Origin of the sequence: Methylobacterium sp. yr668, assembly GCF_900116245.1 — a bacterium.
Classification (GTDB): Bacteria; Pseudomonadota; Alphaproteobacteria; order Rhizobiales; family Beijerinckiaceae; genus Methylobacterium.
Map to the genome: position 1 here is coordinate 14054 of NZ_FOZY01000032.1, position 23474 is coordinate 37527.

The window sequence follows — 23474 nt, forward strand, 5'->3', positions numbered from 1 at the left end:
TAACGTTCGCCCCGATGCTCTTGGCGCTCAGAAGCGGGCCATCGCAAAACCATTCATCGCGGACACCGCGAGCGATCACACGGGGTTGCGGAGCGACCATCATACGATGTCTCCGGACAGGAGAGCGATCTGGAACGCCGCGCGATCGACCGGCAGGTTGGCAACGACCGCGTCGGAATAGAAGATCATCCGGACCTGATCGCCCTTGTTGAAGTGGGCCATGCGAGAATACTGACTGACGTACCTGCCGTTATTGGTCGGCCGGAAGGTCCAGTTCATGTGCGACCCATCTTCCTCTGCCGTGTGGACGCCGAAGCCGTAGAAGAACGAGCCTGTATTGTCCGGGAAGCGCAGCGCGCCCGTGATGTTGTAGACGCCGGACATGGGCACGAGGTAGTAGCTCTGCCCCGAGCCCGTCTTGAACAGCCCCTCGACATCCGCCTCTGTCGCGTTGAGCATGATCCGCTGGAAGCCGTTGCCGGCGGAGGCGGTCAAGCCGGAGCTGCCGAGCCCGACCGCCGCGCAGAAGTGCGCGCCCGTCGCGAGGTTCTCGATCCGCTTCCGGCCGAACGACTGCCCCAGGAGCTGATCCGTCCAGATCGCACCCTGCGCTTGGCCGTCGATCGACAGGAGCAGCGCGGCCGTGTCGATCCCGGCGGCGTTCTTGATCGTGCCCCAGCCGACCGACACGGTGTTGGTGCCCTGGCCCGGCCCGGTGCCCTGCTGCACCGGCTGGAAGCCGAGGCTGCCTGCCGGCCCCTGCGGACCCTGATCGCCCTTGTCGCCTTTTGGGCCCTGGACGCCCTGGATCCCCTGGTCGCCCTTCGGGCCCTGAATGCCCTGGTCGCCCTTGGAGCCCGTGTCACCCTTCGGGCCCTGGGAGCCGGTGTCGCCCTTCGGCCCGGCCGCGCCCGGGTCGCCCTGGACACCCTGGATCCCCTGGTCGCCCTTGGGCCCCTGAATGCCCTGGTCGCCCTTGTCGCCCTTGGGCCCCTGCACGCCCTGCGCGCCGGCATCGCCCTTTGCACCCTGCGCGCCGGGCTCGCCCTGCACACCCTGGAGCCCCTGGTCTCCCTTGTCACCCTTCGGGCCGGCCACGCCCTGCGGGCCGCGGATCTGGCCCACGTTGGTGAAGCCCGAGCCGGTCCAGGCGTAGCCGTCACCGGCCGCGTAGCCCGAGCCCGAGCTGGTGACGATGTACGTGTCGCCCGGGGTGTTCCCGGAGGCGGGGAGGTCGGCCGGCGTGGGCACGCTTCCCTTGATGACGACGCCCGCGCCCTGGTCGCCCTTCGCGCCCTGCTCGCCCTGATCGCCCTTCGGGCCCTGGATCCCCTGGTCGCCCTTGTCGCCCTTCGGGCCCTGGACGCCCTGATCGCCCTTGTCGCCCTTCGGGCCCTGCGCGCCGTCCTCGCCGTCCGCGCCGGGCAGGCCCTGGAGCCCGCGGGCGCCCGTGTCGCCCTTCGGCCCCTGGAGGCCCTGGTCGCCCTTGTCGCCCTTCGGGCCCGTCAGACCCTGCGGGCCGCGGTCGCCGGTCGCCCCGGGCGCGCCCTGCTCACCCTGATCGCCCTTCGGCCCCTGCACGCCCTGGACGCCCTGGTGCCCGGGATCGCCCTGCGGTCCCTGGGAGCCCGTGTCGCCCTTCGGGCCCTGCTGGCCCTGCTGGCCGCGGTCGCCCTTGTCGCCCTTGTCACCCTTCTCGCCCTTGAGGCTGGCGAGCCACTCGATCACGTTCCCCTGGAAGCCGTTGGCCTTTGCCACGCCGTAGGCGTCCAGCGTCTGCTCGAAGGCGGCGCTGATCGCGTCCAGCTCGGCGTCGATCTGCGTCGCCGGCAGGGGGCGCTGTGGGTTGTTGGCCTGATAGCCGGAGAAGCTGTACTTGCGCTGGTAGTTCATCGCGCCCTCGAAAGCAGAAGGGCCCGCTGCCCCGGAAGACAGCGGACCCTAAGTCTTATGACAGATCAGACAGGCGAGGCCTAGAAGACGTGGTTCCCGCCCAGGTCGATCAGGTTGCCACCGACGAGCAGGGCGCCCTGGCCGCCGCGGCCGTTACCGCCAGCACGGTTGTTGCCGCCGGACTGATTGTAGATGACCGCCGACCCACCGGGGAAACCGATGCCGTCGTTGTTCTGGGCACGCGAGGCGGTCGTGCCGTTGGCGAAGGCCACGCCGTAGACGCCGCCCCCGGTGTCGCCCGTCTGCGCGATGTGGATCATCTGATTGTCCCGCGCCCGCATCTGCGTGCAGCCGTTGAACAGGATGAACCCCTGCTTGTTCGCCCCGCCAGCGTCCAGGTAGAGCAGGCAGTCGGCGATCTCGAACTGCGAGATGCTGTCGAACTGCGCGCAGACCGCCTGGGCGTTGATGTGGCCGCCCTTCCAGGAGTGGCCCGGCACCTGATAGCCGTTGCCGACCATATGCAGGCCCACCTGGACGCCCACGGCGACGCAGTCCGTGAAGGACGAGCCCTCGACCGTCGCCTGCCCGGGACCGGCGCCTTCGTTGACCAGGAACGCCGTGCCCACGCCGATGACCGTGCAGCCCTCGCACGACCAGTCGCCCGAGGCGCCACCGCTCGGCGATACCTCGCCGAAGATGTAGATGCCCGTGCTGTCGACCGGGAAGGACTGGTTGTAGAAGCCCACGACGGTGACGCCGCGGATGCGCGAGGTGGCCGGGCCGTTGACCGCCAGGAAGTAGCTCGGCCGAGCGTCGACACGACCCTCGAACCGCATATCCTCCACGACGATGTTCTGGAACGAGCCGCCCAGCGCCGAGGCGTTCCGTAAGTAGCAGGCCGAGCCCTGGCCGATGTTCGGCATGGCCGAGACGACGATCCGGAAGCCCGAGAGCTTGATGAAGCCGGCGTCGACCACGAGGCCGTTCTGCCCGCCACCCGTGAAGGTGATGGTCGAGTTGGTGTCGGCGCCCTCCATGAAGATCGAGCCGTTCTGACCGAGGCTGGCGGTCAGCGGCGCGTTCACCACGAAGATGCCCTGCGGGACGACGAACCGGCCGCCGCCCTTGGCCTGGAGCGCGTTGATCGCGTTCTGGAAGGCGACGCGGTTGGTCTCCGGGTCGGCGTTGACGCTCGCGCCGTAGTCGAGCGGGGACACGGCGAAGGAGTTGATGTCCATCTCAGTACCTATGCTTGAGTTGCACTTTGTCTGGTGAGACGCGCCCATAGGCGCGTCCCGTCGTCACTGTCGGATGACAGATCAGACACTTGAGATCAGACGACGATGTCCTGACCGATCTCGGTGTAGGCGCCGGCGCCGTAGGCGCCCCCGCCGCGCTTCGTGTTGAAGGCCGACCGGACGTTGCTGTTGCCCGAGACGCTGTAGAGCGCCGCGCTGTCGGCCCGTCCGATGTCGAAGAAGTTGCCCTGGACCAGCACGTTGCTGCTGTCCGAGATCGCGATGCCCCAGATGCCCCGCTGCGTCGGGCCACCCGTGATCTCGTCCACGTAGCGGGTCGAGTTGTTGTGGATCTGGATCTCGTCGCAGTTGATGACCCGGATATGGCCCTGGCTGTTCGCGGCGGCCGAGCCGTCGAGGTACAGCAGAGTGTCCGAGATCTTGAACTCGTACCAAGTCTCCAGAAGGATGCAGATCTGACGAGCGTTGATGTGCCCGCCCTTCCACGCGTTGCCCGGAGGCCTGTACCAGCCGCCCTGCATGTGCAGGCCGTACTGGACGCCGACGAGCGTGCACTCGTTGGCCTCGAAACCTTCCATGACGTACTGCTGGATCTGGCCGCCGACGCACCAGATGCCCTTGTAGACGCGGAAGATGTTGCAGTTGTAGAGCTGGATCGCGTTGGCGCCCTGCGTGTCGCAGATGATGTAGATGCCGGTCGCGGTGTTGCCCTCGCCCCACCCCGAGTAGCCGTCCACGTTGAAGTCGCGGATGACGCCCGAGGACGGGTTGCGCACGTAGAGGACGTTGGAGCAGGGCGCGTCGTCCGTCAGACGGACGTGCAGGCCGTCCACGGTGATGCCGTTGCAACCCTGGAGGACGCCGATGATCGACAGGACCGACCCGTTGCCGAGGTTCGGACAGCCGGTTGCGACGACGCCGAAGTCCTTGAACGCACAAGCGTTGTTCGGCGTGACCTGCTGGAGCACGAGGCCATTGTTGAGGTTCGGGCCATTGAAGACCAGCACCGAAGCGTCTGCACCCGCACCCTTGATGACGCAGCTCTTATCGGTGGTGCCGCCGATCGGGTTCTGGATGAGGAAGCGGCCGGGCGGGATGTAGATCTGACCGCCCTCCGGCGTGTTGTTGAGGGCGTTGAAGGCCGCCTGGAATGCCCCGGAACAGTCACCGCCGTTCGACACGGCGCCGTAGTCGACGATATTATAGATTAACGGGCTTACGACCGACATTTGATGCCTCGCTATGCTTGGAAAGAGCCCGGCGAGGCGCTTGAGATGCTTTGCGCATGTGGCCACGCTGTCTCGCGGGGACCGCTCCCCCGCCGGGCCGGCGCACCATACGCATATCAGACAGCGTCAGACAATACGTCGGACAAAATGGCTTGACTCAATCAGACAGATCGACCAAATGTGAGGGCGTAACGCCGCCATGGCGTCCCACGGAGTGCCACCATGAACCGACAGCCCAAGGGGCAGAATTTGGTCCGCGCCACGGTCCACCTGGACGCGGCTTTACTGGCCGAGCTGGACGACGCCGGCCGCGCGCGCAGCCTGTCCCGCAGCGCCATGCTCGCCCAGCTCCTGCGCCAGATGCTCCCGAAGACACGGAGGACTTCCTGATGCAGCCCCGATCCCTCGACGAGCTGCGCCGGCTGCTGCCGGGCGTCGGCGTCTCGATCTACGCGATGGAGCCCGGCGGGCCCGTCACCCTGGAGCTACTGGAGGAGGGCGACCCGGGCGAGGCGCCGCAGGCGATCGTCTGGACCGCATCGACCGAGCGCGAGGCTTGGGAGAAGGCCTTCCCGCCGACGCCGGCTGAGCCCGTGCCTCAGGGCAGCTTCATGCCGCCCGAGGGCTCACCGGCTCGCGCCGAGCTGGCCGCCGCGGTAGAGGACCCGACCGCCGGCTTAGCCGCCGAGCTGGCCGCGGAACTGGCCGCCGACGCTGGCGGGCTGTTCGACTAATGGGCGCTCTCGCCTGAGCAGATCGCCCGCGCAGCTTCGGTTCCGCGGGCGTCTGATGTGTCATCCGCACCCGAGGCCCCCGTGAACGCCCACGCCCGCATCGTCCGGACCGCCTATGCCGTCGCGTTCCTGCAACGGCTCGACCTGCACGGCCGCCACCACCTCACCGCGCTCGATCCGGAGACGGGCGAGATCGAGGCGCGCTATTTCCCGGCTGAAAGCTGGGGCGAGATCGCCGCGTGGATCGAGGCGCGGGCGCATCGCAACCTGTACTATTCGGTGAACGAGCCCATCCCGGACGCGCCCCACGCGAAGCTGCGGAAGGAGCATATTGCTCGGATACGAGCCATCGTCGCCGACCTGGACCCGGCCGGCTCAACACCCGAGGAGACCCAGGCCTCGCGCGACGAGCTGCTCGACCGGGCGCACGAGCTGGCCGACGACAGCGAGCACCCGCCGACGCTCGCGGTAGACAGCGGCAACGGCGTGCAGTTCGCCTGGATCCTGCGCGAGAAGCTCAAACCGGCGATCTACCGGATCGACGCGGAGGATCTCGGCGCCGGCATCGCGGCCGCGCTCGACGGCGACGCGGTGCAGAATATCGACCGCATCATGCGGCTGCCCGGGACGATCAATCACTCGGCGCCGAAGAAGCGCGCCCGCGGGCTGATGGGCGGGCCCGTCACGATTCTCGACGACTGCTCGCACCCGGATCGGACCTACACGATCGAGGAGCTGGAGACCGAGTACGAGCCGATCGCCGGCGCGGACCAGAAGGACCGGGACGCGGCCGTCCAGGCTGCGATGGACGATCTGGACTGGAACACCGCCGAGGCCGGGCCGGGCGCCGAGCTGGTGGCGCGCATGAAGGCCGACGCCGAGGCCGACCCCTACTTCAAGGGCCTGCTCTCGGGCCGCTTATCGAGCGCCCCGGGCGACGGCTCGGGCTCGGCGTGGCGCGCCGCTCTAGCCGGCGCCATGGCGCGCAAGGGCTACGAGCTGAACGACTATGCGGCCGTGGCCTTCGTCTTCCCACCGGGCCAGCCCGGCAACGGCGGCCCGGTCACGCTGCGCATGGTCGCCCGGGATTGGGCCCGCGTCGGCAAGGCCGCCCAGGCCGCGGCGCCCAAAGCGGCCGAGATGTTCGTGGCGATCGAGGCCGAGCCCGACACCAGCCACTTCCCGGCACCCGTGCCGGAGAGCTTCGACACCTACGACCTGCTCGCCACGACCGCGACGGCCCCCGTGATCCAGTTGATCGACCCGGCCGACTGGTATGGGCGCGAGCCCAATGTGAAGGAGTGGTACGTCGAGGCCTTCGTCCCGCGCGGCGAGGTCACGATGCTCACCGGCAAGGGCGGCGTCGGCAAGAGCCTGCTCGCGCTCCAGCTCCTGATCGCCGTGGCGCTCGGGATCCCGTTCCTGGGGCTCCAGACGCGCCGGGCGAAGTGCCTGGGCTTCTTCTGCGAGGACGATCCGGACGTGCTGCACGCCCGCGTGCGGGACATCTGCCGGGCTCTCGGCCGCGACGAGCGCGAGCTGTCGGGCTGGCTTTATCTCGTCTCGCGCAAATACGACGACAACCTGCTCTGCACCTTTGACCGCCACGGCTCCGGCGTGGTGCTCAAGGCGACGCCCCTGTTCGAGGAGCTGGTGCGGGTCGCGAAGGAGCTGGGCGTCGAAGTGTCATGCCTGGACACGATCGCGGACATCTTCGGCGGTGACGAGATCAACCGGCAGCAGGTCCGCCAGTTCGTGCAGGGCTGTGCGGGCCGGCTGGCCGCTGAGACGGGCGGCGCCTGCCTGATGCTCGGGCACCCGTCCCGGGCTGGCGAGCAGAACGGGGAGGGCACGTCGGGCTCGACGGCGTGGCACGGCTCCGTGCGCTCGCGCTTCTACCTCGACCACATCGGCGACGAGGGCGGGCTCTACCGCGAGCTGACGACCAAGAAGTCGAACTACGGCCCGGCCGGGGCGAAGTGGAAGCTGATGTGGAAGGCGGGCGTCTTGGAGGTGGTGACGGCGTCCAGGACCGTCGCGGAGGGGGCCCCAGAAATTACGGGCTCGCTCCACCGCATCGTGCTCGACGCCGTGTCGAGCGCCAACCGCGACGGCGTCCGCCTCACCCTGGGGCGCACATCCAAGAGCAAGGCCGAGCCGATCCTGCGCCGCCGCGAAACGGGCGCGCTTGCGCCCTACACGGCCGCAGAGGTCGAGGAAGCCCTGGCGCAGCTCGTCGCGATCGGCGCGGTCGTGGAGGCCGAAGTGGGTCGCGACGGCTCGCGGCGGGCTATCATGGGTCTCAAGGCCGTGGCGGTAACGGCCGGTGAACCGGACAATTCGTCCGATGACGGCGGATTTTTCGACTGATTGGGTGCAGCAAACTAGGCGATCAAGGCACGGGCCAATTTGCTGCAAACCAGCTAAGTCGTTGAAGTCGTTGCAGCGAACTTCCGCAGCAAACTAAGAATGCAGCAGCGCCGCAAACTGCCGCAAACTTCCGAACAACACCCTGGTATCGTTCACGAATCTCTAGTTTGCTGCGCTCTGCTCAGACTGCCGCAAACTAGGGGGTATTACATACAGGGCATCCGCCCCGGCCGCGGGGGCCGAGCTGCGCCCCGCCATGTATCCCTGACCGAGCGATCTCGGACGTTTTGTCCGAAAAGATTTTCCAGCGCCTTTTCCCGTCGTGGAGTGGGCTCGATCGAGACGGCAGGTCGAGGGCCTCCATCCGCGGGCGCGGCGGGCGCGCCGGGTGCGCCGGGCGCGCGGCGCCCGGGCGCCCAGGCAGGCACTGGCGGGCACGCCCCGGGCGGGCGTTGCGCGGGCGCTCCGGGACATCCCGTCCGGATCGCGATGGCTCCGCGTTTCGCCAGAAACGGCCCGCCAGGGCTCAAGGCCGATTTTCGGCGCCCGTCGTAGCTCCCGGACCCCGCCGCGGCCGCTGGCGGGCCGTTTCTGGCGATTTTCAGCGGACGGCGCTCGCGACAGATCAGACGAAACGCAAAAGGCCCGCTCGGGGGAGCGGGCCTTTCAGGGTCGACAGGGTGCGGGCGGCTAGTAGTCGTAGGGGTGGCAGCGGCGATGCGTCCACTCCGTCAGCTTGGCGAGGCCCAGGAAGGGGAGGGCGACCGCGGACCCGGCCGCGGCGAGGGCGAGGACGTAGAACATCAGAGCGCACCCAAGGCGACAGCGACGGCGAGGAAGGCGACGGCGCCGAACATCACGGCGGACGCTTCGGCGAGGGGGAGCAGGACGGCGCGGGCGGTCACGCGACGCGCTCCACCAGGACGACGTAGCCGCCCGCGACCGTGAGGCGCGCCGCGACGGCGCCCCGGCGCAGCGATCCGGCCGCGGCGATGGCCGCGCGGTAGGCCCGCCAGCCGCCCTCTGTGTCGCGCAGCGACAGGCTGTCGAGCACGGCGACGACGGCGCCGACGAAGCGGGCGCCCGCGGTGTCGACGCGGCGCGCGACGAGCGCCATCTCGGCGGGTCCGACGTGCGGCGGATAGGTGGTGACGTGGTATTCAGCCATGGTCGTGGTGCTCCGTTGGCAGGCAAGGGGTCCGCTGTGGCGGCTGTGCCGCCCTCGCGCGGGGCGAAGGCGGCAGGGTCGCGACAGGTCGGGCGACAGATCAGACGTGCGCGGCCTCGACAGCGTCGGCGGACGCCTCGACGTTGAGCAGGTCGAGGCTCGCGGCGATGCGCTCCACCTCGCTCCAGTTGATGCGGTGGCAGCCGGCCACGAAGTCGCCCGACGCCTCGATGCTGTCGACCTGGAAGTGACCGACGCGGACGGTGCGGCCGTTGCGGTGCCAAGCCTCGCCGCGCTCGCGGCACAGCTTGACGAAGCGGAAAGCCTTGATCGCGTGGGACAGCGGGACTTCGGCGCCGAGCGAGGTCTCCAGCACGTCGCCGCGCACCCGCAGGTAGGCGCCGCCGCGTTCGTCGCGGCCGTGAAAGTAGGCGGTCGGCTCACCCGACAGCCAGGCCTCGCGCAAGGTGCGCTCCCGCTCGACGCGGGCCGCGGCGTCGCGAGCGTCGCGGGCCGCCTTGGCAGCCGCCGCGGCTTCGGCGCGAGCGAGGCGCGCGGCGATGCGCTCGGGCGTGTTGCGGGCGCTCCAGATGCGGAACGCGGCCGCTTCGTCCGCGTCGGTGTCGTAGGCCGGACGCGGCAGGCCGAACGCTTCGGCGTAGTCGCACGCGGGGTTGGCGATGCGGTTCAGCGAGGCGAGAGCGTCGGCGCGGTCGTAATCGCGCTTGCGGGGGAGCCGCTCAACGGTCGCGGTGTAGTCCGCGAGGTAGGCTTCAAGGTTCGCCGCGTGGATCTCGGGAGCGGACACCGCGTCAAGGTTGCGGTCGCCGCGGTTTTGACCGCCGAAGGCGCCGATGAAAGGAACCGTGAAGGTTTTGCGCACGCGGCCGTAGCCGAGCGCCGAGTGAGCCGGGCCGATATGCTTGCCGTTCGTGGTGACGCTATAGCTTCGCGCAGTAACGAGCGCGATCAGTTCGCCGTCAACACCCGGGACAAGGTGCGCGATCGGCGTGGAATAGCTGTAGAGCTTGCGGCCTTCAAACCAGAAATTGCCGTTGTGCGAGCGGGCGCTGTCCTGAGCCTGATGGGCCCAGATGTGAGCGACTTGGCGGTTAGCGACGACGTTCGGCATGACGTTCGATCCTTCTAGCGCGTCGGGTGACAGATCAGACGAAGCGGCCGTTGCCGCGGGGGAGCTTGACCGCCTTGACGCGGTCCGAGGGGAACATGGCCCGGAAGGTGGCGCGGGCCTCGCGCGGGGAGGTGGCGGCCACGTCCGCCTCAAAGGCGAAACCAAGGCCCGGGACGGTCCAGAGGACGATGAAGCGGATCATCAGCGGGGAGCCTTCACAAGGCGGCCCGTCGAGGCGTCACGCCAACGGCGGGTGCGGGGGCAGTAGATGGGCCCGACCGATGCGGCCTCGACGGGCGCGGCAGGCGCCTCGACGGCAGGCGCGGCGGGCTTACGGAAGGGGAGGAACATCGCGAGGGCCGAAGCGGCGATCAGCGCGCTTGCGGCGATCAGCGGGATATGCGGGGCCGTCTCGCCAAGGGGAGCGGCTAGCGGCGCCGTGTAGGCCATGAAGGTGTGAGCGGGTTCGGCCGCGACGGCTTGCGCCGTCACGGACATGGTCGAGCAGAGCGGGAGCAGGGCGGCTAATAAGGGGCGGGCTTTGGTCTGGAAGATCATGACACCGTGTCCGTTAGTGACTGCGTTACAGCACCTGTATCAGACAGATTGTCCGTCACGTCAAGCGGCACGACAGACAAAATGTCCGGAAAAGTGCGTACCTGTCTGACAGCCGATTTGCTCAATCGATAGATGCGGCCTATCAAGAGCGGGAGCGGCAATAGGCGGCGTCGCTATCCCGTTGTGCCGCTGACAGAATGTCCGGAGGCTGCAAGTGCCTGATCTGAAAGGGCGGATGACGCCGCAGGAAAGCGCATTCGTTGAGGCGATGGTGCGGACAGGCGATGCGGTCTATTCGGCGACCGTCGCAGGGTATGCGCAACCGCCGTCCGCCGCGTCCAAGGCGTTGAAGCGCCCGGACATCGTCGCCGCGATCCAAACGGCTGTGCGGCTGCGCGTGCAGGGCGAGGGCGCGGCCGTCGCGCGCACCGTGCTCGTCGAGATCGCCCTGGATAAGACCGCGCCGAAGGCTCCGCGCGTCGCCGCGGCCCGCGCGCTCGCCGAGATGACGCACCTAGGCGGCGTCGAGGGCGCGGGGCTCGACAAGCCGCTGTCCGAGATGACGCGCGCCGAGCTTGTCGAGGCGCGGCAGCGGGCAATTGCCTACCTCGCGGAGCTTGACGCGCCCGTGCTCGAAGCGGCGCCGCTTCCGGCGCCCGCGGGCGGGCTTTTCGACTGATTTGCGCCCCAAACCGCACGGTGCGGGATGCTAAGTCATTGATCTAACGGGGCGCCGCGCACTTCTAGGGGAAGTCCGACGCCTCGCGCGTGGCGCCCGGCAGCCGCCCGGCCGCGCGCGGGCGCGCCCCGGCCCCCGGGTACACCCGCGTCCGCGCGCGTCGGCGGTGGCCGGGGCCGCTGAGAAAATTGCGGCCGAAACCACGAACCGGACATTCTGTCCGGATCATCCCCGTTTTGTCCGGTCCGTCTGCCTTGTCCGGTCCGTCTGCTCGCGCTAGCGTGAGATATGACCAAACAGCCGCTTGCCGTCGTCACCATGGCCTTCAACGAGGCGATGCTGCTGCCGATCTGGGCGAGGCACTACGGCCGGCAGGTCGGCGCTGAGCACTGCTACGTCCTGGACCACGGCTCGACCGATGGGTCGACGCGGGACCTGCCCGTCAACGTCCTCCGGCTCCCGCGCTCGCCCCACGACGAGCACCGCCGGGCCGTGGCGGCGGGCGATTTCTGCACGTCGCTGCTCTACTTCTACGACCGGGTCCTGTTCACCGACACGGACGAGATGGTCGTGGCGGACCCGGCCCGCGATCCGAACCTTGTCGAGTTCGTCCGGCGGCTGCCCGGGGCGCCCTCGATCGTCTCGGCATTCGGCGTCGACCTGCTGCACGACCACACGCGGGAAGGCCCCCTGGATTGGGCACGCCCGTTGACCGATCAGCGCAGCGTGATCCGGCCGTTCAACTCGCTGTGCAAGCCCACGCTGATCCGCGAGCGCCCGGATTGGGCCGCCGGCTTCCATTTCAGCCACCGGGTGCCGGCGACGACGATCACGCCGTTCCTCTACCTGTTCCACATCGCCTTCGTGGACAACGACCTGCTGGTGCAGCGCCAGATCGAGCGCAACAAGGTGGCGAAGGCCCAGGTCGATCACCACCAGATCCCGCCCCAGCCGCTGCTCGATCACGTCAAGCGGGACATGGAGACGGTTCGGCGCGTCGGGACGAAGCTGGAGGCCGGCGATCGGGAGTTCGAGCGGGTGCGGGCTCGGTTCACGGAGCTGCTCGACCGGCGCGAGTTCGTGCAGCTCGACGAGTTCTGGGAGCTGCCGCGCCGGTTCCGCGGCCTGATCTGACGCCGGACATCTTGTCCGCACCTCGTGAGGTGCATGCGGGCTAGTTTAGGTAGCGGCCTTCGACGTGGCTGAGCGCTACGCGCACCTGACGCCAAAGGTCGCTGTCAAATTCGAGGTCCCGTAGCTCGTCGAGCGTGAGGGCTGCGAAACGGTCGCGAACGGGGCCCGGTGGGAGCGTATCGAGGACCAGCTTCCGGGTTCGCTCCATCGCTGCGTCTGATTTGTGTCTTGACGCTGTCTTGTCTTCGGACATATCGTCCGTCATGGCACGCTTTCCACTCACCGCTGCCGCGCTTGAGCACGAGGCCGAGGAGCTGATCTCGGGCCTGCTGGCTCAGCCGGCGTTCAAATCCGCAATCCAGGAGCTTCTGATGGCCTCCGTGAAGGAACTGAAAGACGCGCTCGACGGCGCGAAAGCGAGCGTCGACAGCCTGACCGCCAAGGTCGGACAGGTCTCCGGCTCCGGGATCGACCCGGCCGATCTGGATCCGGTTCTGGCCGAGGTCAACACCCTTCGGCAGACGGTCGACGCTCTCTCGGCCTCGCTTCCGGCACCCAAGGCGGCCGGCACACCCACAGTCATGTCATAATGTCGGCCGACGACCACAATAATTAGAAAAAGATAAATGTCAGCCCGGGCACTTGAGCTGCCCGGGCTATTTTAATCATAGTCGATGCTTATATCTCAGTCCCTAATTTGCTCGGCTTCGAGCCACAACGGATCTGTGGAAGATCTTAGCTGATCGAGCATCTCGCTCACACGAGCAAAATGAGACCTCTCCGGGGTATAAATCCACCCCTCGTCACCTTTATGACGCGATAGAATGTTTTCTCGAATCAAAAGTCTGAGTATAGAACCAGCGATCTTCTTCGATGCTCCGCCGCCGAAGCCCCGCAATAGTGCCTCTTCTTTGCGTCCGGCCCCCTTTTGTTTGAATGTCTTTTTTAGAATTGCGACGAGAATCTCCAGCGATGGCGAAAGTCCAGCTTTTTTGATCTGCGCGACGGTTTGTACCGAGTCAAAATCGTCAACTAGATCCAATTGAACCCAATCCGGCAGACCGGAGAATGACGCTGCCCCAGACACTCGGCTGGCCATACTACTTCTGATCGCCACACGATTCGGGGGTGAATTCGGAAGCACCAAATGCTCAAATGTTGTATCTGTTATTGTAAAATTCGTTACATTTTCGTCATTTATCACAAATTGCGATATAAAGGCCCCTGAGATCGTTAGCCCTTGAAGATCGGCCGGCTTTAACGCGTTACGAGACAACGACGCGACTATATCACCGGCTAGCGTTGCGTTCTTTGCAGCAGCGGCTCGGGAGGCAAGCTGCCTAAAACTATCAACGCGTTTTGACATATCTAATGCGAGTATAGACTGTCCGAGCGCTCGGAGCGGGTTTAGCCAGTTTTCGGAAATAGCGCGACGTCGTTGTGCCTCGTCATCGTCTGGAAGTTTAGCAACGTCCTTCGCTCGCAAACCGTCCAGAATAAACATGTCCACGAACTGGCGGTCTTGTGACTCTGCACCGATCCGCCCAAGGCTGGGAAGTCTTTGCAGCATCGCAGCAGCTTCCTCTACCGGAAGTTGGCCGACAACCGCCTCAAAGGCATCTTGTAGATCTCGCTGAGAAATTGGACCGATATTCGACGGCCGTGTCCTAGTTATTCGACTAAGGGCGACGAAGACCCGATATATAGTTTCCTCGTCGAAAAACGCATTGATGCGGGCGTCACGCTTGCAAACCACCCTGATGAAGTGATTCCAAAACTCCACGCCTTCGCTTGCGATGCCGAACATACTTCCAAGTTCGTCATCTGACAGTAGTGCGATAGTTTGGCAAATGAGCGGTTTCCGCGGCAGCCATGACGGGAGTTCGACTGCTAGACCAGCAGCATCGAAATACGCCTCTAGCTGCTCATCTGTAAATTCATCTTTCGCTTTGATGATAAGTGTATTATTCCTTTTAAGCCCTAGTGCAGTGAGCATTTCTTCGTTTGACGAAAAGTAATGCTCTCGCCCAGCTATCAAACATCCAGCGCTTGTGTTCTCGACTAAGTCCTTCACACCTCTCAACGCGCGTGCCCGAAGCTGTCGTAATCGGGTCTCATCTGTCGCCCACGATTGGCTTCCTAGCTCGTCGAAACCGTCGAGCAGAAGTATCAGACTTTGCCTGTTATTGGCTCTTACGGCTGCTGCGGCGAGATCATCTTTCCCAAGAACATAAGCACCTCTTCGGATGATCTCCTCGCCACGGTCGAGGCCCCAACATTCGCGGAGATTAACCGCGTAAGGGAATCGAAATGTCCCAGCCCAGCCGTCGGATAACAAATTAAACAATTCTCTTACGCATCGGCTTTTTCCGGAGCCGTATTCTCCAAGTAAAATGACGTTTTGCCCGGCCCGGAGCATGTCCGCTATTTCGTTAACACTGACGTCCTTGCCCCCGTCAAGTCTGGTGTAAGCAACCGGGACATAATTTGTCTTGTCTATCGCTCCGCTCAATGGATCGATCGAACTACCGAATGATGATGTTAGCCGGGCTTCTTTGTACTGAGGAAAGTGAAAAAAGAGGGTTCCCAACTGCCCGACCGATAAAACTGTAATTTTCACGGCGGCGGCCGCATCGATCATTGCCTGTGTGGGAGGCTTTGGAAGAACGATATAGCCGCGAAGCACTACTCCATCTACAATCAAACTCTGCCGAGCAAGACCGAGGCGGCCGATACCTTGCCTCACTTTGTCTAAGTCGTACTGCTTACTAATTTCAATAGCTACTGTTTCGTATTCGCTCTTATGGACAACTCCGTCGAAATTGACTCCCGCAATTCGCCCCGGCTCACAGTCTTTGCCGAAAACAAGCGTCGCAATCCCTCGAACTTGTTCTTCGAGTGTCTTCCAACTTGGTTGAGCCATAGCGCTGCACGCACCCTACCACGACCTCAATGTCTTCAATTACAACGTCAAATTGGCTCGATCAACCGATGGTACGACTTTAAGAACAAATGTTGAAACGCCATGTCGGCAGACGCCTTGTCCGTTTTGACGTGTGACCGTCTGCCGGATCTTACGCCTAAGGATCGGGTTCCGCTCGAAGCGTCCGGGGCCGCTCGTCTGATCTGTCTTGTGGAGGTCCGTCCGATGTCTTATTGAAATGGGCCATGACGCTACCCGCTTTCATCCGCCGCGCGTTCTCCTTCACCGCCTTTCAGCAGGCGCAGGGCGACGACAGCTTTCCCGGCACCGAGCTGGATGTCGAGCTAGACACCACCAACAACGCCCTCGACGCGCTGCTCGACGCCTTCAAGACCGTTCTGCGAGCTGACGGGAAGCTCGCCAACGGCATCGTCACCCGCAACAGCCTAGCCGCCGACCTGATCCTGGGGATCGGCGCAGCCCGGCCCTGGAACCCGACCCAACCCTACCTCGCCGACGAGACCGTCACCCGCGGCTACGCGATCTACCGGGCGCTCGCCTCGAGCCTGGGCGTCGACCCCGCTGCCGGCGGTGCGAGCTGGGAGCTGGCCGCGGACCTGTCGCAGGCGGTCGTGATCGCCGATGGGGGAGTGGGCACGGCCGCGCTCCAGGACGGCAGCGTCACGAACGCCAAGCTCGCCGCCGGGATCGACGGCGCCAAGCTCCAGGACGGCTCCGTGCCGGCCTCGAAGATCGGCGCCGGGCTCGGCACCGTGCCGATCGGCGCCCGCATGGCCTACGCCGGCTTCCGGGCGCCGCCCGGCTGGCTGTTCGAGGCCGGGCAGCCGATCTCGCGCACCGACTACGCCGACCTGTTCGCCGCGCTCACCGAGACGCTCCAGGTGGACATCGGCGCCGGGCAGAAGACGCTGCTCAACGCCTCGAAGTCGATCGCCGGTCTCGGCCTTCGCTCGGCAGTCGTCGAGGGCGTCGGGATCCCGGCCGGCGCGCGGCTGGTGAGCGACCAGAACGGCCAGCTCTCGATCAACGCCGCGGCGACCGCCAGCGCGGTCCAGGCGACGATCCGCATCTTCCCGTACGGGAACGGCGACGGCGCGACGACCTTCAACGTGCCCGACAGCCGCGGCCGGGCCGACTTCGGCCGCGACGACATGCTGACGAGCTATTGGGGCACGGGCGCCGGGCGCCTTGTCGCGACGGTCGACGGCGGCAGCCTCCAGGCCGGTGCCTTCGACGCCGGGGCGGGCAAAGAGCAGACCCTGCTCAAGATCACGAATCTGCCGAACAACCTTCCGGCGGGCAAGGTCACGGTGAACTTCCCGAAGCATAACCTCGCGACATACGGCGCTTTGGCGACTGCATCGGTGACGACTGCCAGTGGAGCCCTTCCCGTTCAGAACGTCTGGACGGGCACGGTGAACGGCGAAAGCAATCCGCAGCAGGCAAGCGCGGATTTCCAAGTCGACGGGACAAATGCGAACCCGACCGGGTCGCAGCCATTCAGCATCATCCCGCCCGCTCACGTCACAAACAAGATCATCTTCGCCGGAGTATAGTCATGCAGTCACGCCTGCCGACGATATGCGCCAATTACGGCGTCCGAGCCCAGAACGACTTAGGCTACACGCGCAACAAGGTCGCCGGACTGTTCGGCAACGGCGATGTCGAGAGCCAGGGCTTCAACACCCTCCAGGAGATCTCGCCGATCGTGGCGGGCTCGGCCGGCGGCTACGGCTGGATGCAGTGGACCGGGCCGCGGCGCCGCGCCTACCTCGCCTGGGCCTCCGCGCTCGGCCTCGATCCGGCCGCCGACGAGACGAACTACCGCTACATGGTCCACGAGCTGCTGACGATCGAGACGGCGGCGCACCGGGCGATCCTGGCGTGCGCCGACACGCCCGAGGCGGCCGCGGCCGTGGTCTGCACGAAGTACCTGCGCCCCGGGATCCCGCACCTCGACCGCCGCATCGCCAGCGCCAAGGCCGCCGCGGCCCTGATCGGCCCGGCGAAGGGCGCCAGCTCGCCCGACCTGGGCCCGGTCGGCGTGCCCATCAACCCGGCAGCGCCGCCCGTGCGCCTCCAGCGCGGCCAGTGGCCCGAGGACGCCCTGACGCGCTTCGAGGTCCAGGCGATCCAACAGCGGCTGCTCGATCTCGGCTACCATGTCGTCGGCTTCGTGGACGGGAAGTGGGGCGAGCGGACCGCCGCGGCGATCACCGCCCTCCAGGAGAACGCCCACACCGCGCTCCAGCGGACCGACGTGGCGATCGACGGGCACTACGGGCCCCAGACCCGGGCGCTGCTCGCCGACGACGCGAGCCGGCCGACCGTCTCGCCCGAGCGGGCCGGCGTGACCGCCAAGACGCTCGCCAAGGCCGGCAACCCGGTCGTGAAGACGGGCTCCAAGATCACCTGGGCGTCGGTGGGCTCGATCCTGGCGGGCCTGGGCGCCTTCGCCGTGACGCTCCAGCAGAACTGGACGACCAACCTCGACCTGGGCTGGCCGCTCAACATGGTGCTCGGCTTCCTGCCGCCGTGGGCCCTCCCGGTCGTGGTCGTGGCCTTCAACCTCTACACCGCCGCCAAGGCATCCGGCCTGATCGGCGTGGCGGTCGAGCGGGTCCGCTCGGGGATCGACAACACGGGCGCCGCCCAGGACGAGCCGGGCAAGTTCACGCTGCCCAGCCTGCCCTTCGGTCTCGACAAGCTGCTGCCCCGGTGATCGGGGCGGTCGCTGCCGTAGTCGGCAACCCCGCAACAGCCGATAAGGCAGCAGAGGTCCAGGCCCACGTCATGCAGTTAGATCTGACGACGGCGTTTGCGTTCATCGCGTGTATCCTCAGTGTTGGCGCGCTCGTATTCAGGTCTGGCGGTCAAGCTCAGGCTCAGAAGTCCTTTGAAACGTACTCGACCAAGATCGACACCGACCGTCAGAAGTGGCGCGAGGATTTCGAGAAGTCGGTTGAGCAGCGGTTCGGCGCCGTGAACGGAGCGGTGACACTTTGCCGTGAGCAGGTCCATGACGTTCGCGAGGATCTTGCGAGGAACTACTTGACTAAGTCCGAAGTCAAAGAGATCGAACTGCGCGTGTCCAACAGTCAAGACCGGATCCTTGACCATCTCGACAAGATCGACACTCGGCTTAACGAGATGCAGACCCGCGTACTCGAAGCGATCAATAAGGCAACGTCCCGTGGCTAGGATCGACCCGCGGACCGGGAAGCGAAAGGACTGGACGCCCCCGGTGAAGCCGGAGGCTGAGCGCAAGGCCGAGCGCGAGAAGGCCGTCGCCCTGATCCGCGCCCTCGACCGCGAGGAGATCGTCACCGAGGCGCGCGAGCGATTCATGCCGTTCGTGCGCTTCACCATGCCGGATCCGCAGGACCCGGACGACGCGAAGCGCTCGGCCTACGACGACCAGGACTTCCACCGCGCGATTGGCCTCGCTCTGGAGAAGGTCGAGCGCGGCGACATGCCGTTTCTGATCCTGACGGTGCCGCCCCGCCACGGGAAGTCGCAGCTCACCTCCCGGCACTTCCCGGCTTGGCTGCTCGGGCGCGACCCGCGCCGGCATATCGTAGTCGCCGCCCACACCGACAATCTGGCCGAGGACTTCGGCGCCGACGTGCGCAACATCATGTCGATGCCGCAGTACAAGCAGGTGTTCCCCGAGGTGGCCTTCCAGCGGGGCGGCAACGCCAAGAACCGCCTCCAGACGACCAAGGGCGGGCTCGCCTTCTTCGTCGGCCGTGGGACGGCCCTGATCGGCCGCGGCGCCGACTTCCTGATCCTGGACGACCTTATCAAGAACGCCGAGGAAGCCCGGTCCGCGGCCGTGCGCGAGGAAGTCTGGGAGTGGGTCGTCAAGGTCGCCATGACCCGGCGCATGTCGGCCCGCAGCCCGGTCGTCATCATCATGCAGCGCTGGCACGAGGACGATCCGGTCGGCCGCATCACCGACCCGACGAACCCGAAGCACGACCCGATCCTGGCCTCGAAGTTCAAGATCATCGATCTGCCGGCGCTCGCGGTGGACGACGACCCGCTCGGCCGGCCGAAGGGGAGGGCGCTCTGGCCGCTGTCGAAAGGTCAGCCGAAGTTCGATGAGGAGTTCCTGGAGCAGCAGCGGCGCCTCGATCCGACCGGCTTCCACGCGCTCTACCAGCAGCAGCCGTCCGCCGTGGACGGGACGCTGTTCCTGCGCGACAACATCCGCCTCTACGGGCCCGACGACCTGCCGGCGAACCTGACGCCCTACTGCACGTCGGACCACGCGGTCGGCGAGGACCGGAAGAAGCACGACGCCTCCGTGCTGCTCGGGGGCGGGCTCGACCGCGGCAACAACCTCTGGCTCACCAACTGCATCTGGGAGCGCTGGGCGACCGACCGCATCGTCGAGGCGATGTTGGATATGGCCCAGGAGCTGAACCCGCTGATCTGGGCGGCCGAGCGCGGCCACATCTCGAAGTCGATCGGGCCGTTCCTGCGCAAGCGGATGCACGAGCGCAACATCTTCTTCCCACTGCGCGAGATCACGCCGAGCGAGAACAAGGAAGTCCGAGCCCAGGCTATTGCCGGCCGGGTCGCTCAGGGCAAGGTGTTCTTCCCGCGGCACGCCGCCTGGACTGAGCGCGCGATCGACGAGCTGCTGAAATTCCCGAACGGCCGGAACGACGACTTCGTGGACGCACTCGCCTACTTCGGCATCCTGCTCCAGAGCATGTTCGCGCCCGGCCGGTCCGAGGCCGAGAAGGCCGCCGCGCAGCCGAAGACGGGCAGCTACGCCTGGATCAAGGCGATGCAGCGCCGCCAGGAACGTGACGATCAGATCCGGCAAGGGGGAGGGTACTGATGTCCAAGATCACCGACCAGGATGTACTTAGTGCCACCAGTAACGGGGACGGGACGCACGACGGCGTAAAGCTGGCACAGTGGCTTTACGAGGCCTATACTGGCAAGCCGCTGCCTCGCGACAAGGCTGAGGCGCTGGTGCAGGAAGGCGTGCGGCGGGCTCGCATCCGCAAGGACCAGGAGGCCCGAGGCTGATGTTCGACGACCCCCAGACCGCACTCGCGGACGAAGCGCCTCCGACCGCTGCCGAGGTGACGCCCGAGCAGGTCGGTCCGGCGAAGGAGCAGGCCCCGACCGAGCAGGAGCTGGCGCTCCAGCGGCGGATCTCGAAAACGATCCGTGAGGACAAGCGCCACTTCAAGAAGGCCTTCGAGCAGATGCGCAGTGATATGCGCGTCGCGATGCGCGGCCACGACAAGGATTGGTCGGACGACAAGTACAAGGCCAATATCACGGGCCGTCACGTCAAGGCCAAGACTGCCGCGCTCTACGCGAAGAACCCGAAGGCGGTCGCCCGGCGGGCCGACAAGATTGACTTCAAGCTCTGGAACGAGGATCAGCAGTCGCTGCTGATGGCCTTCCAGACGATGCAGGCCGCCCAGCAGGCCGCGCAGATGTCGCAGGCCCAGGCGGCCGGCGACCCGAACGCGCTGGCGGCCGGCGCCACGGCGCCCGAGCCGCAGCTCCCGCCGGGCTTCGCCGAGGCCCAGGCCCTGATCCAGGACTTCCAGGAGGGCATGGCCGCGCGCATGCAGGCCCAGCGGATCGCGAAGACGCTGGAGAAGCTGTTCGCCCACGCGATCAAGGAGCAGCAGCCCCTGGGCTTCAAGGAGAGCATGAAGCAGACCGTGCGGCGCGCCTGCACGACCGGCGTCGGCTACGTGAAGCTCTGCTACCAGCGGCAGATGGGCCCGTCCCCGAGCGTCGAGTACCGGCTGAACGACAGCCGCGTGCGCCTGGAGCACCTCAAGGCCCTGATCGAGGCCCAGCAGGGCGACGAAGGCTCCGTGGCCGACCTGGAGGCCGAGGCCGCCGAGATCGAGGCCATGGTCGAGAGCCTGTCGGCCGAGCCCGAGATCGTCACGTCCGAGGGCCTGGTTTTCGACTTCCCGCAGTCGACCAGGGTCATCCCGGACCGCCTGTGCCGGTCGCTCGAAGGCTTCGTCGGCGCCCGGCATCTGACGCTGGAGTACCTCTACACCCCGGAGGAGGTGAAGGAGATCTTCGGCGTCGATCTCGGCAAGAAGTTCAAGCCCTACCTCGCCAGCGGGAAGCTCGCCGACGACACATCCGAGAGCTACCAGCATCAGAGCGACATGCTCGACAGTGATGAGCCGGCCGGCGAGCAGCCGAAGGGCGATCTGTGCCTTGTCTGGGAGTATTTCGACAAGGCGGCGGGGCTCGTCTACTACGTCTGCGACGGTCACGAGGGCTTCCTCAAGCCTCCGGCCGCTCCGGATGTCTACGTCGACCAGTTCTGGCCGGTGTGGGCACTCACGTTCAACGCGGTAGAGAGCGAGGACGAGCTTTTTCCGCCGTCCGACGTGGCGCTGCTGCGCGACATCCAGAAGGAGTACAACCGCTCCCGGGACGGCAAGCGCGAGCACCGCCGGGCCGCGCGCCCGCGGTGGGTGTTCTCGAAGGGCTCGTTCACCGATGAGGATCTGTCCTGGCTCGGGACCGCCCCGGCGTTCTCGGCCACGGGCCTCAACATCGATCCGACGAAGGACATCAAGACCCAGCTCCAGGCCGTACCCGTGCCGGGCGTCGACCCGAACCTGTACGATGTCGGGGAGATCATGGCCGATCTCCAGTACGTCGTCGGCAACTCGACGGCCGGGCTCGGCGCGCCGCAGAAGGGCACCGCGACCGCCAACTCGATCGCGGCCGGCGCCAACGCCACGGCCGACCAGTCGGCGGTGGACGATCTCGACAACTTCCTCACCGCGATCGTCCGGGGCGCCGGGCAGATCCTGATGCGGGAGATGTCCGAGGAGACCGTCGTCAAGGTCGTCGGGCCGGGCGCCGTCTGGCCCGAGATGACGCTCCAGGAGATCGCGGACGAATTGTCCCTGGAGATCGAGGCCGGCTCGACGGGCAAGCCCAATCAGGCGGTCGAGATCGCGAATTGGGAGAAGATGCTCCCCTTCATCATGCAGATGCAGGGGATCAGCCCGCAGTGGCTGGCTCGCGAGACGCTCCGGCGCCTCGACGACCGCATGGATCTCACCGACGCCCTGGTGGACAGCCTTCCGTCCATCGTCGCGCAGAACCGGCAGGCCCAGGCCGCACCGGGAGATCCCAACGCTCAGCCGGACGCCCAAGGGCACAACGGCGCAGCAAACGGCCCGGCGGCCCCTGGTGGGCCCGCCGGACGTGGCGCACCGATGGGTGCGCAGTCTAAGGCTCCACCTGTCTGATCTGTCTTGCGACACCGGACATTCTGTCGTATCGAAGCAAAGGGTTAGAGGATCAACATGCCTTTCGACCGTGAAGATCTCTCCGAGGAACTGGACGAGGCTCTCGAAGTCCAGGCCGGTTCCGAGGGGACGGACGGGCAGGCCGGCGCCGATGGCGCCAAGCCTGCTGATGGCGAGGGCTCGTCCGCCTCGCAGGCGAAAACCGAAGACGAAGGCCTTCTGGGCGTGGTCCGCGACGCGGCCCCGGCCAAGAAGCCCGACGCCGCGGCGGCCTCGCCAGCCGAAGGTGCCGAGACGGGTGACAAGCCCGGCGAAGGCGCTCCCAAGCAGCCGGACAACGAGAACTACTCGGATGTCCCGTTTAACAAGCATCCGCGGTTCCGCCAGCTCCTGAGCGAGCGGAACGCCAACAAGGGCGACGCCGAGAAGTATCGGCAGGTCGACACGTTCATCCGTGACAACGGGATGACCGCCCAGGAGGCGGCAGACCTGCTCACGGTGGGCGCCATGGCGAAGACGAACCCGGCGAAAGCCTGGGAACTGGCGCGCCCGTGGGTCGAGAACCTCTTGAAGGCATGCGGGGAGGTGTTGTCCCCGGATCTGCAACAGGCCGTCCAGGAAGGACGGATGACGCAGGAGGCCGCCTACGAGGTGAGCCGCTCGCGCGCATCCGTCGCCGCCATGGAGGCCTCGCGCGGGTTCGAGGAGCGTCGTCGGCAGGAGCAGTCCCAGACCGAGCACGCCCGCTCGATCACGACCGCCGCCGAGGATTGGGAGACGGATCGCCGGGCGAGGGACCCGAACTACGACACGAAACTCGAACTGATCCATCGCGAGATCGCGTGGCGCCACCACAACGGCGATGTCCCGAAGACGCCGCAGGAGGTCAAGGCCCAGCTCGATGACGCCTACAAGGCCGTCAACGCTGCGCTCAAGCCCCCGGCGACGCCTCCGGCGGCAGCCCCGGGCCGGCAGGCGCCCCCGCGCACCGCGACCAAGCCCGTCACGGGTGGATCAGTGGCTGGTGGCAACGCGAAGCCCGCGCCGCGGTCAATGCTGGAAGTCGTCCAGCAGGCTGCAGGTTAAGGGCCGCACGGCTT

General features: G+C 66.4%; 21 protein-coding genes. 13 read left to right on the forward strand and 8 right to left on the reverse strand.

All coding sequences use genetic code 11. From position 1 onward, the window contains the following. Positions 1-99: 99 nt before the first annotated feature. The 3 genes from BM419_RS26445 to BM419_RS26455 form a co-directional block, all read right to left on the reverse strand. Positions 100-1893: a collagen-like domain-containing protein gene (locus BM419_RS26445; protein WP_091928163.1), complete on the reverse strand. Its 1794-nt coding sequence runs from the start codon at positions 1891-1893 to the stop codon at positions 100-102. Between the two features lie 80 nt (positions 1894-1973). After that, positions 1974-3134, reverse strand: a complete 1161-nt coding sequence (locus tag BM419_RS26450; RefSeq protein WP_091928164.1) for a hypothetical protein — start codon at positions 3132-3134, stop codon at positions 1974-1976. A gap of 95 nt (positions 3135-3229) precedes the next feature. Beyond that, positions 3230-4384 (reverse strand): glycosyl hydrolase family 28-related protein, encoded by a 1155-nt coding sequence (locus BM419_RS26455; RefSeq protein WP_091928165.1) that lies wholly within the window; start codon positions 4382-4384, stop codon positions 3230-3232. A gap of 222 nt (positions 4385-4606) precedes the next feature. Here BM419_RS26455 and BM419_RS31740 point away from each other — a divergent pair, with 222 nt between their 5' ends. From BM419_RS31740 to BM419_RS26465, 3 genes are all read left to right on the forward strand, one after another. Then, positions 4607-4774 (forward strand): type II toxin-antitoxin system HicB family antitoxin, encoded by a 168-nt coding sequence (locus BM419_RS31740; RefSeq protein WP_107491588.1) that lies wholly within the window; start codon positions 4607-4609, stop codon positions 4772-4774. Next, positions 4774-5118, forward strand: a complete 345-nt coding sequence (locus BM419_RS26460) for a hypothetical protein (protein ID WP_091928166.1) — start codon at positions 4774-4776, stop codon at positions 5116-5118. The genes BM419_RS31740 and BM419_RS26460 overlap by 1 nt, the downstream gene beginning before the upstream one ends. 81 nt (positions 5119-5199) lie before the next feature. Then, entirely contained in the window at positions 5200-7488 is a 2289-nt protein-coding gene (locus tag BM419_RS26465; RefSeq protein ID WP_091928167.1) for an AAA family ATPase, read from the forward strand. A 901-nt stretch (positions 7489-8389) separates the two neighbouring features. Here the strand turns inward: BM419_RS26465 and BM419_RS26470 are convergent. The 4 genes from BM419_RS26470 to BM419_RS26480 form a co-directional block, all read right to left on the reverse strand. Beyond that, positions 8390-8656, reverse strand: a complete 267-nt coding sequence (locus BM419_RS26470; protein WP_091928168.1) for a hypothetical protein — start codon at positions 8654-8656, stop codon at positions 8390-8392. A 100-nt stretch (positions 8657-8756) separates the two neighbouring features. Further along, complete coding sequence (locus BM419_RS26475; RefSeq protein ID WP_091928169.1) at positions 8757-9788, reverse strand: hypothetical protein; 1032 nt, start codon at positions 9786-9788, stop codon at positions 8757-8759. Between the two features lie 34 nt (positions 9789-9822). Next, complete coding sequence (locus BM419_RS32610) at positions 9823-9990, reverse strand: hypothetical protein (RefSeq protein WP_175556380.1); 168 nt, start codon at positions 9988-9990, stop codon at positions 9823-9825. After that, complete coding sequence (locus BM419_RS26480; RefSeq protein ID WP_091928170.1) at positions 9990-10346, reverse strand: hypothetical protein; 357 nt, start codon at positions 10344-10346, stop codon at positions 9990-9992. The genes BM419_RS32610 and BM419_RS26480 overlap by 1 nt, the downstream gene beginning before the upstream one ends. 214 nt (positions 10347-10560) lie before the next feature. Here BM419_RS26480 and BM419_RS26485 point away from each other — a divergent pair, with 214 nt between their 5' ends. From BM419_RS26485 to BM419_RS26495, 3 genes are all read left to right on the forward strand, one after another. Further along, positions 10561-11025, forward strand: coding sequence for a terminase small subunit (locus BM419_RS26485; protein ID WP_139257126.1), 465 nt, complete (start codon positions 10561-10563; stop codon positions 11023-11025). Between the two features lie 288 nt (positions 11026-11313). Further along, positions 11314-12159: a glycosyltransferase family 2 protein gene (locus BM419_RS26490; RefSeq protein ID WP_091928172.1), complete on the forward strand. Its 846-nt coding sequence runs from the start codon at positions 11314-11316 to the stop codon at positions 12157-12159. Positions 12160-12422: 263 nt separating this feature from the next. Beyond that, a complete protein-coding gene (locus tag BM419_RS26495) occupies positions 12423-12749 on the forward strand; it encodes a hypothetical protein (RefSeq protein ID WP_091928173.1) in 327 nt (108 codons plus the stop codon). A 95-nt stretch (positions 12750-12844) separates the two neighbouring features. Here the strand turns inward: BM419_RS26495 and BM419_RS31745 are convergent, their stop codons facing one another. Then, positions 12845-15082 carry an NACHT domain-containing protein gene (locus BM419_RS31745; RefSeq protein WP_107684807.1) on the reverse strand — a complete coding sequence of 746 codons (2238 nt, stop codon included), beginning with the start codon at positions 15080-15082 and terminating at the stop codon, positions 12845-12847. Between the two features lie 245 nt (positions 15083-15327). Between BM419_RS31745 and BM419_RS26500 the strand changes: the two genes are divergently transcribed. From BM419_RS26500 to BM419_RS26530, 7 genes are read left to right on the forward strand one after another with little or no spacing between them, the layout of a single operon-like run. Next, entirely contained in the window at positions 15328-16659 is a 1332-nt protein-coding gene (locus BM419_RS26500; protein ID WP_091928174.1) for a phage tail protein, read from the forward strand. Between the two features lie 2 nt (positions 16660-16661). Then, positions 16662-17825, forward strand: coding sequence for a phage tail tip lysozyme (locus BM419_RS26505; RefSeq protein WP_091928175.1), 1164 nt, complete (start codon positions 16662-16664; stop codon positions 17823-17825). Beyond that, entirely contained in the window at positions 17822-18304 is a 483-nt protein-coding gene (locus BM419_RS26510; protein WP_139257127.1) for a hypothetical protein, read from the forward strand. Before BM419_RS26505 ends, BM419_RS26510 begins: the two co-directional genes overlap by 4 nt. Then, complete coding sequence (gene terL / locus BM419_RS26515) at positions 18297-19955, forward strand: phage terminase large subunit (RefSeq protein ID WP_139257128.1); 1659 nt, start codon at positions 18297-18299, stop codon at positions 19953-19955. The genes BM419_RS26510 and terL overlap by 8 nt, the downstream gene beginning before the upstream one ends. After that, the gene (locus tag BM419_RS26520) at positions 19955-20149 is read left to right on the forward strand and encodes a hypothetical protein (protein WP_091928178.1); all 195 of its coding nucleotides are present in this window, start codon (positions 19955-19957) and stop codon (positions 20147-20149) included. The genes terL and BM419_RS26520 overlap by 1 nt, the downstream gene beginning before the upstream one ends. Further along, positions 20149-22374: a hypothetical protein gene (locus tag BM419_RS26525; protein WP_091928179.1), complete on the forward strand. Its 2226-nt coding sequence runs from the start codon at positions 20149-20151 to the stop codon at positions 22372-22374. Before BM419_RS26520 ends, BM419_RS26525 begins: the two co-directional genes overlap by 1 nt. Before the next feature lie 57 nt (positions 22375-22431). After that, positions 22432-23460, forward strand: a complete 1029-nt coding sequence (locus BM419_RS26530) for a hypothetical protein (RefSeq protein WP_091928180.1) — start codon at positions 22432-22434, stop codon at positions 23458-23460. Positions 23461-23474: the final 14 nt, after the last annotated feature.

Bases quoted from the DNA above. Each gene is read 5' to 3' on its own strand.
- BM419_RS26445 (WP_091928163.1), bottom strand. From the start codon at position 1,893: ATGAACTACCAGCGCAAGTACAGCTTCTCCGGCTATCAGGCCAACAAC.
- BM419_RS26450 (WP_091928164.1), bottom strand. From the start codon at position 3,134: ATGGACATCAACTCCTTCGCCGTGTCCCCGCTCGACTACGGCGCGAGC.
- BM419_RS26455 (WP_091928165.1), bottom strand. From the start codon at position 4,384: ATGTCGGTCGTAAGCCCGTTAATCTATAATATCGTCGACTACGGCGCC.
- BM419_RS31740 (WP_107491588.1), top strand. From the start codon at position 4,607: ATGAACCGACAGCCCAAGGGGCAGAATTTGGTCCGCGCCACGGTCCAC.
- BM419_RS26460 (WP_091928166.1), top strand. From the start codon at position 4,774: ATGCAGCCCCGATCCCTCGACGAGCTGCGCCGGCTGCTGCCGGGCGTC.
- BM419_RS26470 (WP_091928168.1), bottom strand. From the start codon at position 8,656: ATGGCTGAATACCACGTCACCACCTATCCGCCGCACGTCGGACCCGCC.
- BM419_RS26475 (WP_091928169.1), bottom strand. From the start codon at position 9,788: ATGCCGAACGTCGTCGCTAACCGCCAAGTCGCTCACATCTGGGCCCAT.
- BM419_RS32610 (WP_175556380.1), bottom strand. From the start codon at position 9,990: ATGATCCGCTTCATCGTCCTCTGGACCGTCCCGGGCCTTGGTTTCGCC.
- BM419_RS26480 (WP_091928170.1), bottom strand. From the start codon at position 10,346: ATGATCTTCCAGACCAAAGCCCGCCCCTTATTAGCCGCCCTGCTCCCG.
- BM419_RS26490 (WP_091928172.1), top strand. From the start codon at position 11,314: ATGACCAAACAGCCGCTTGCCGTCGTCACCATGGCCTTCAACGAGGCG.
- BM419_RS26495 (WP_091928173.1), top strand. From the start codon at position 12,423: ATGGCACGCTTTCCACTCACCGCTGCCGCGCTTGAGCACGAGGCCGAG.
- BM419_RS31745 (WP_107684807.1), bottom strand. From the start codon at position 15,082: ATGGCTCAACCAAGTTGGAAGACACTCGAAGAACAAGTTCGAGGGATT.
- BM419_RS26500 (WP_091928174.1), top strand. From the start codon at position 15,328: ATGACGCTACCCGCTTTCATCCGCCGCGCGTTCTCCTTCACCGCCTTT.
- BM419_RS26505 (WP_091928175.1), top strand. From the start codon at position 16,662: ATGCAGTCACGCCTGCCGACGATATGCGCCAATTACGGCGTCCGAGCC.
- BM419_RS26520 (WP_091928178.1), top strand. From the start codon at position 19,955: ATGTCCAAGATCACCGACCAGGATGTACTTAGTGCCACCAGTAACGGG.
- BM419_RS26525 (WP_091928179.1), top strand. From the start codon at position 20,149: ATGTTCGACGACCCCCAGACCGCACTCGCGGACGAAGCGCCTCCGACC.
- BM419_RS26530 (WP_091928180.1), top strand. From the start codon at position 22,432: ATGCCTTTCGACCGTGAAGATCTCTCCGAGGAACTGGACGAGGCTCTC.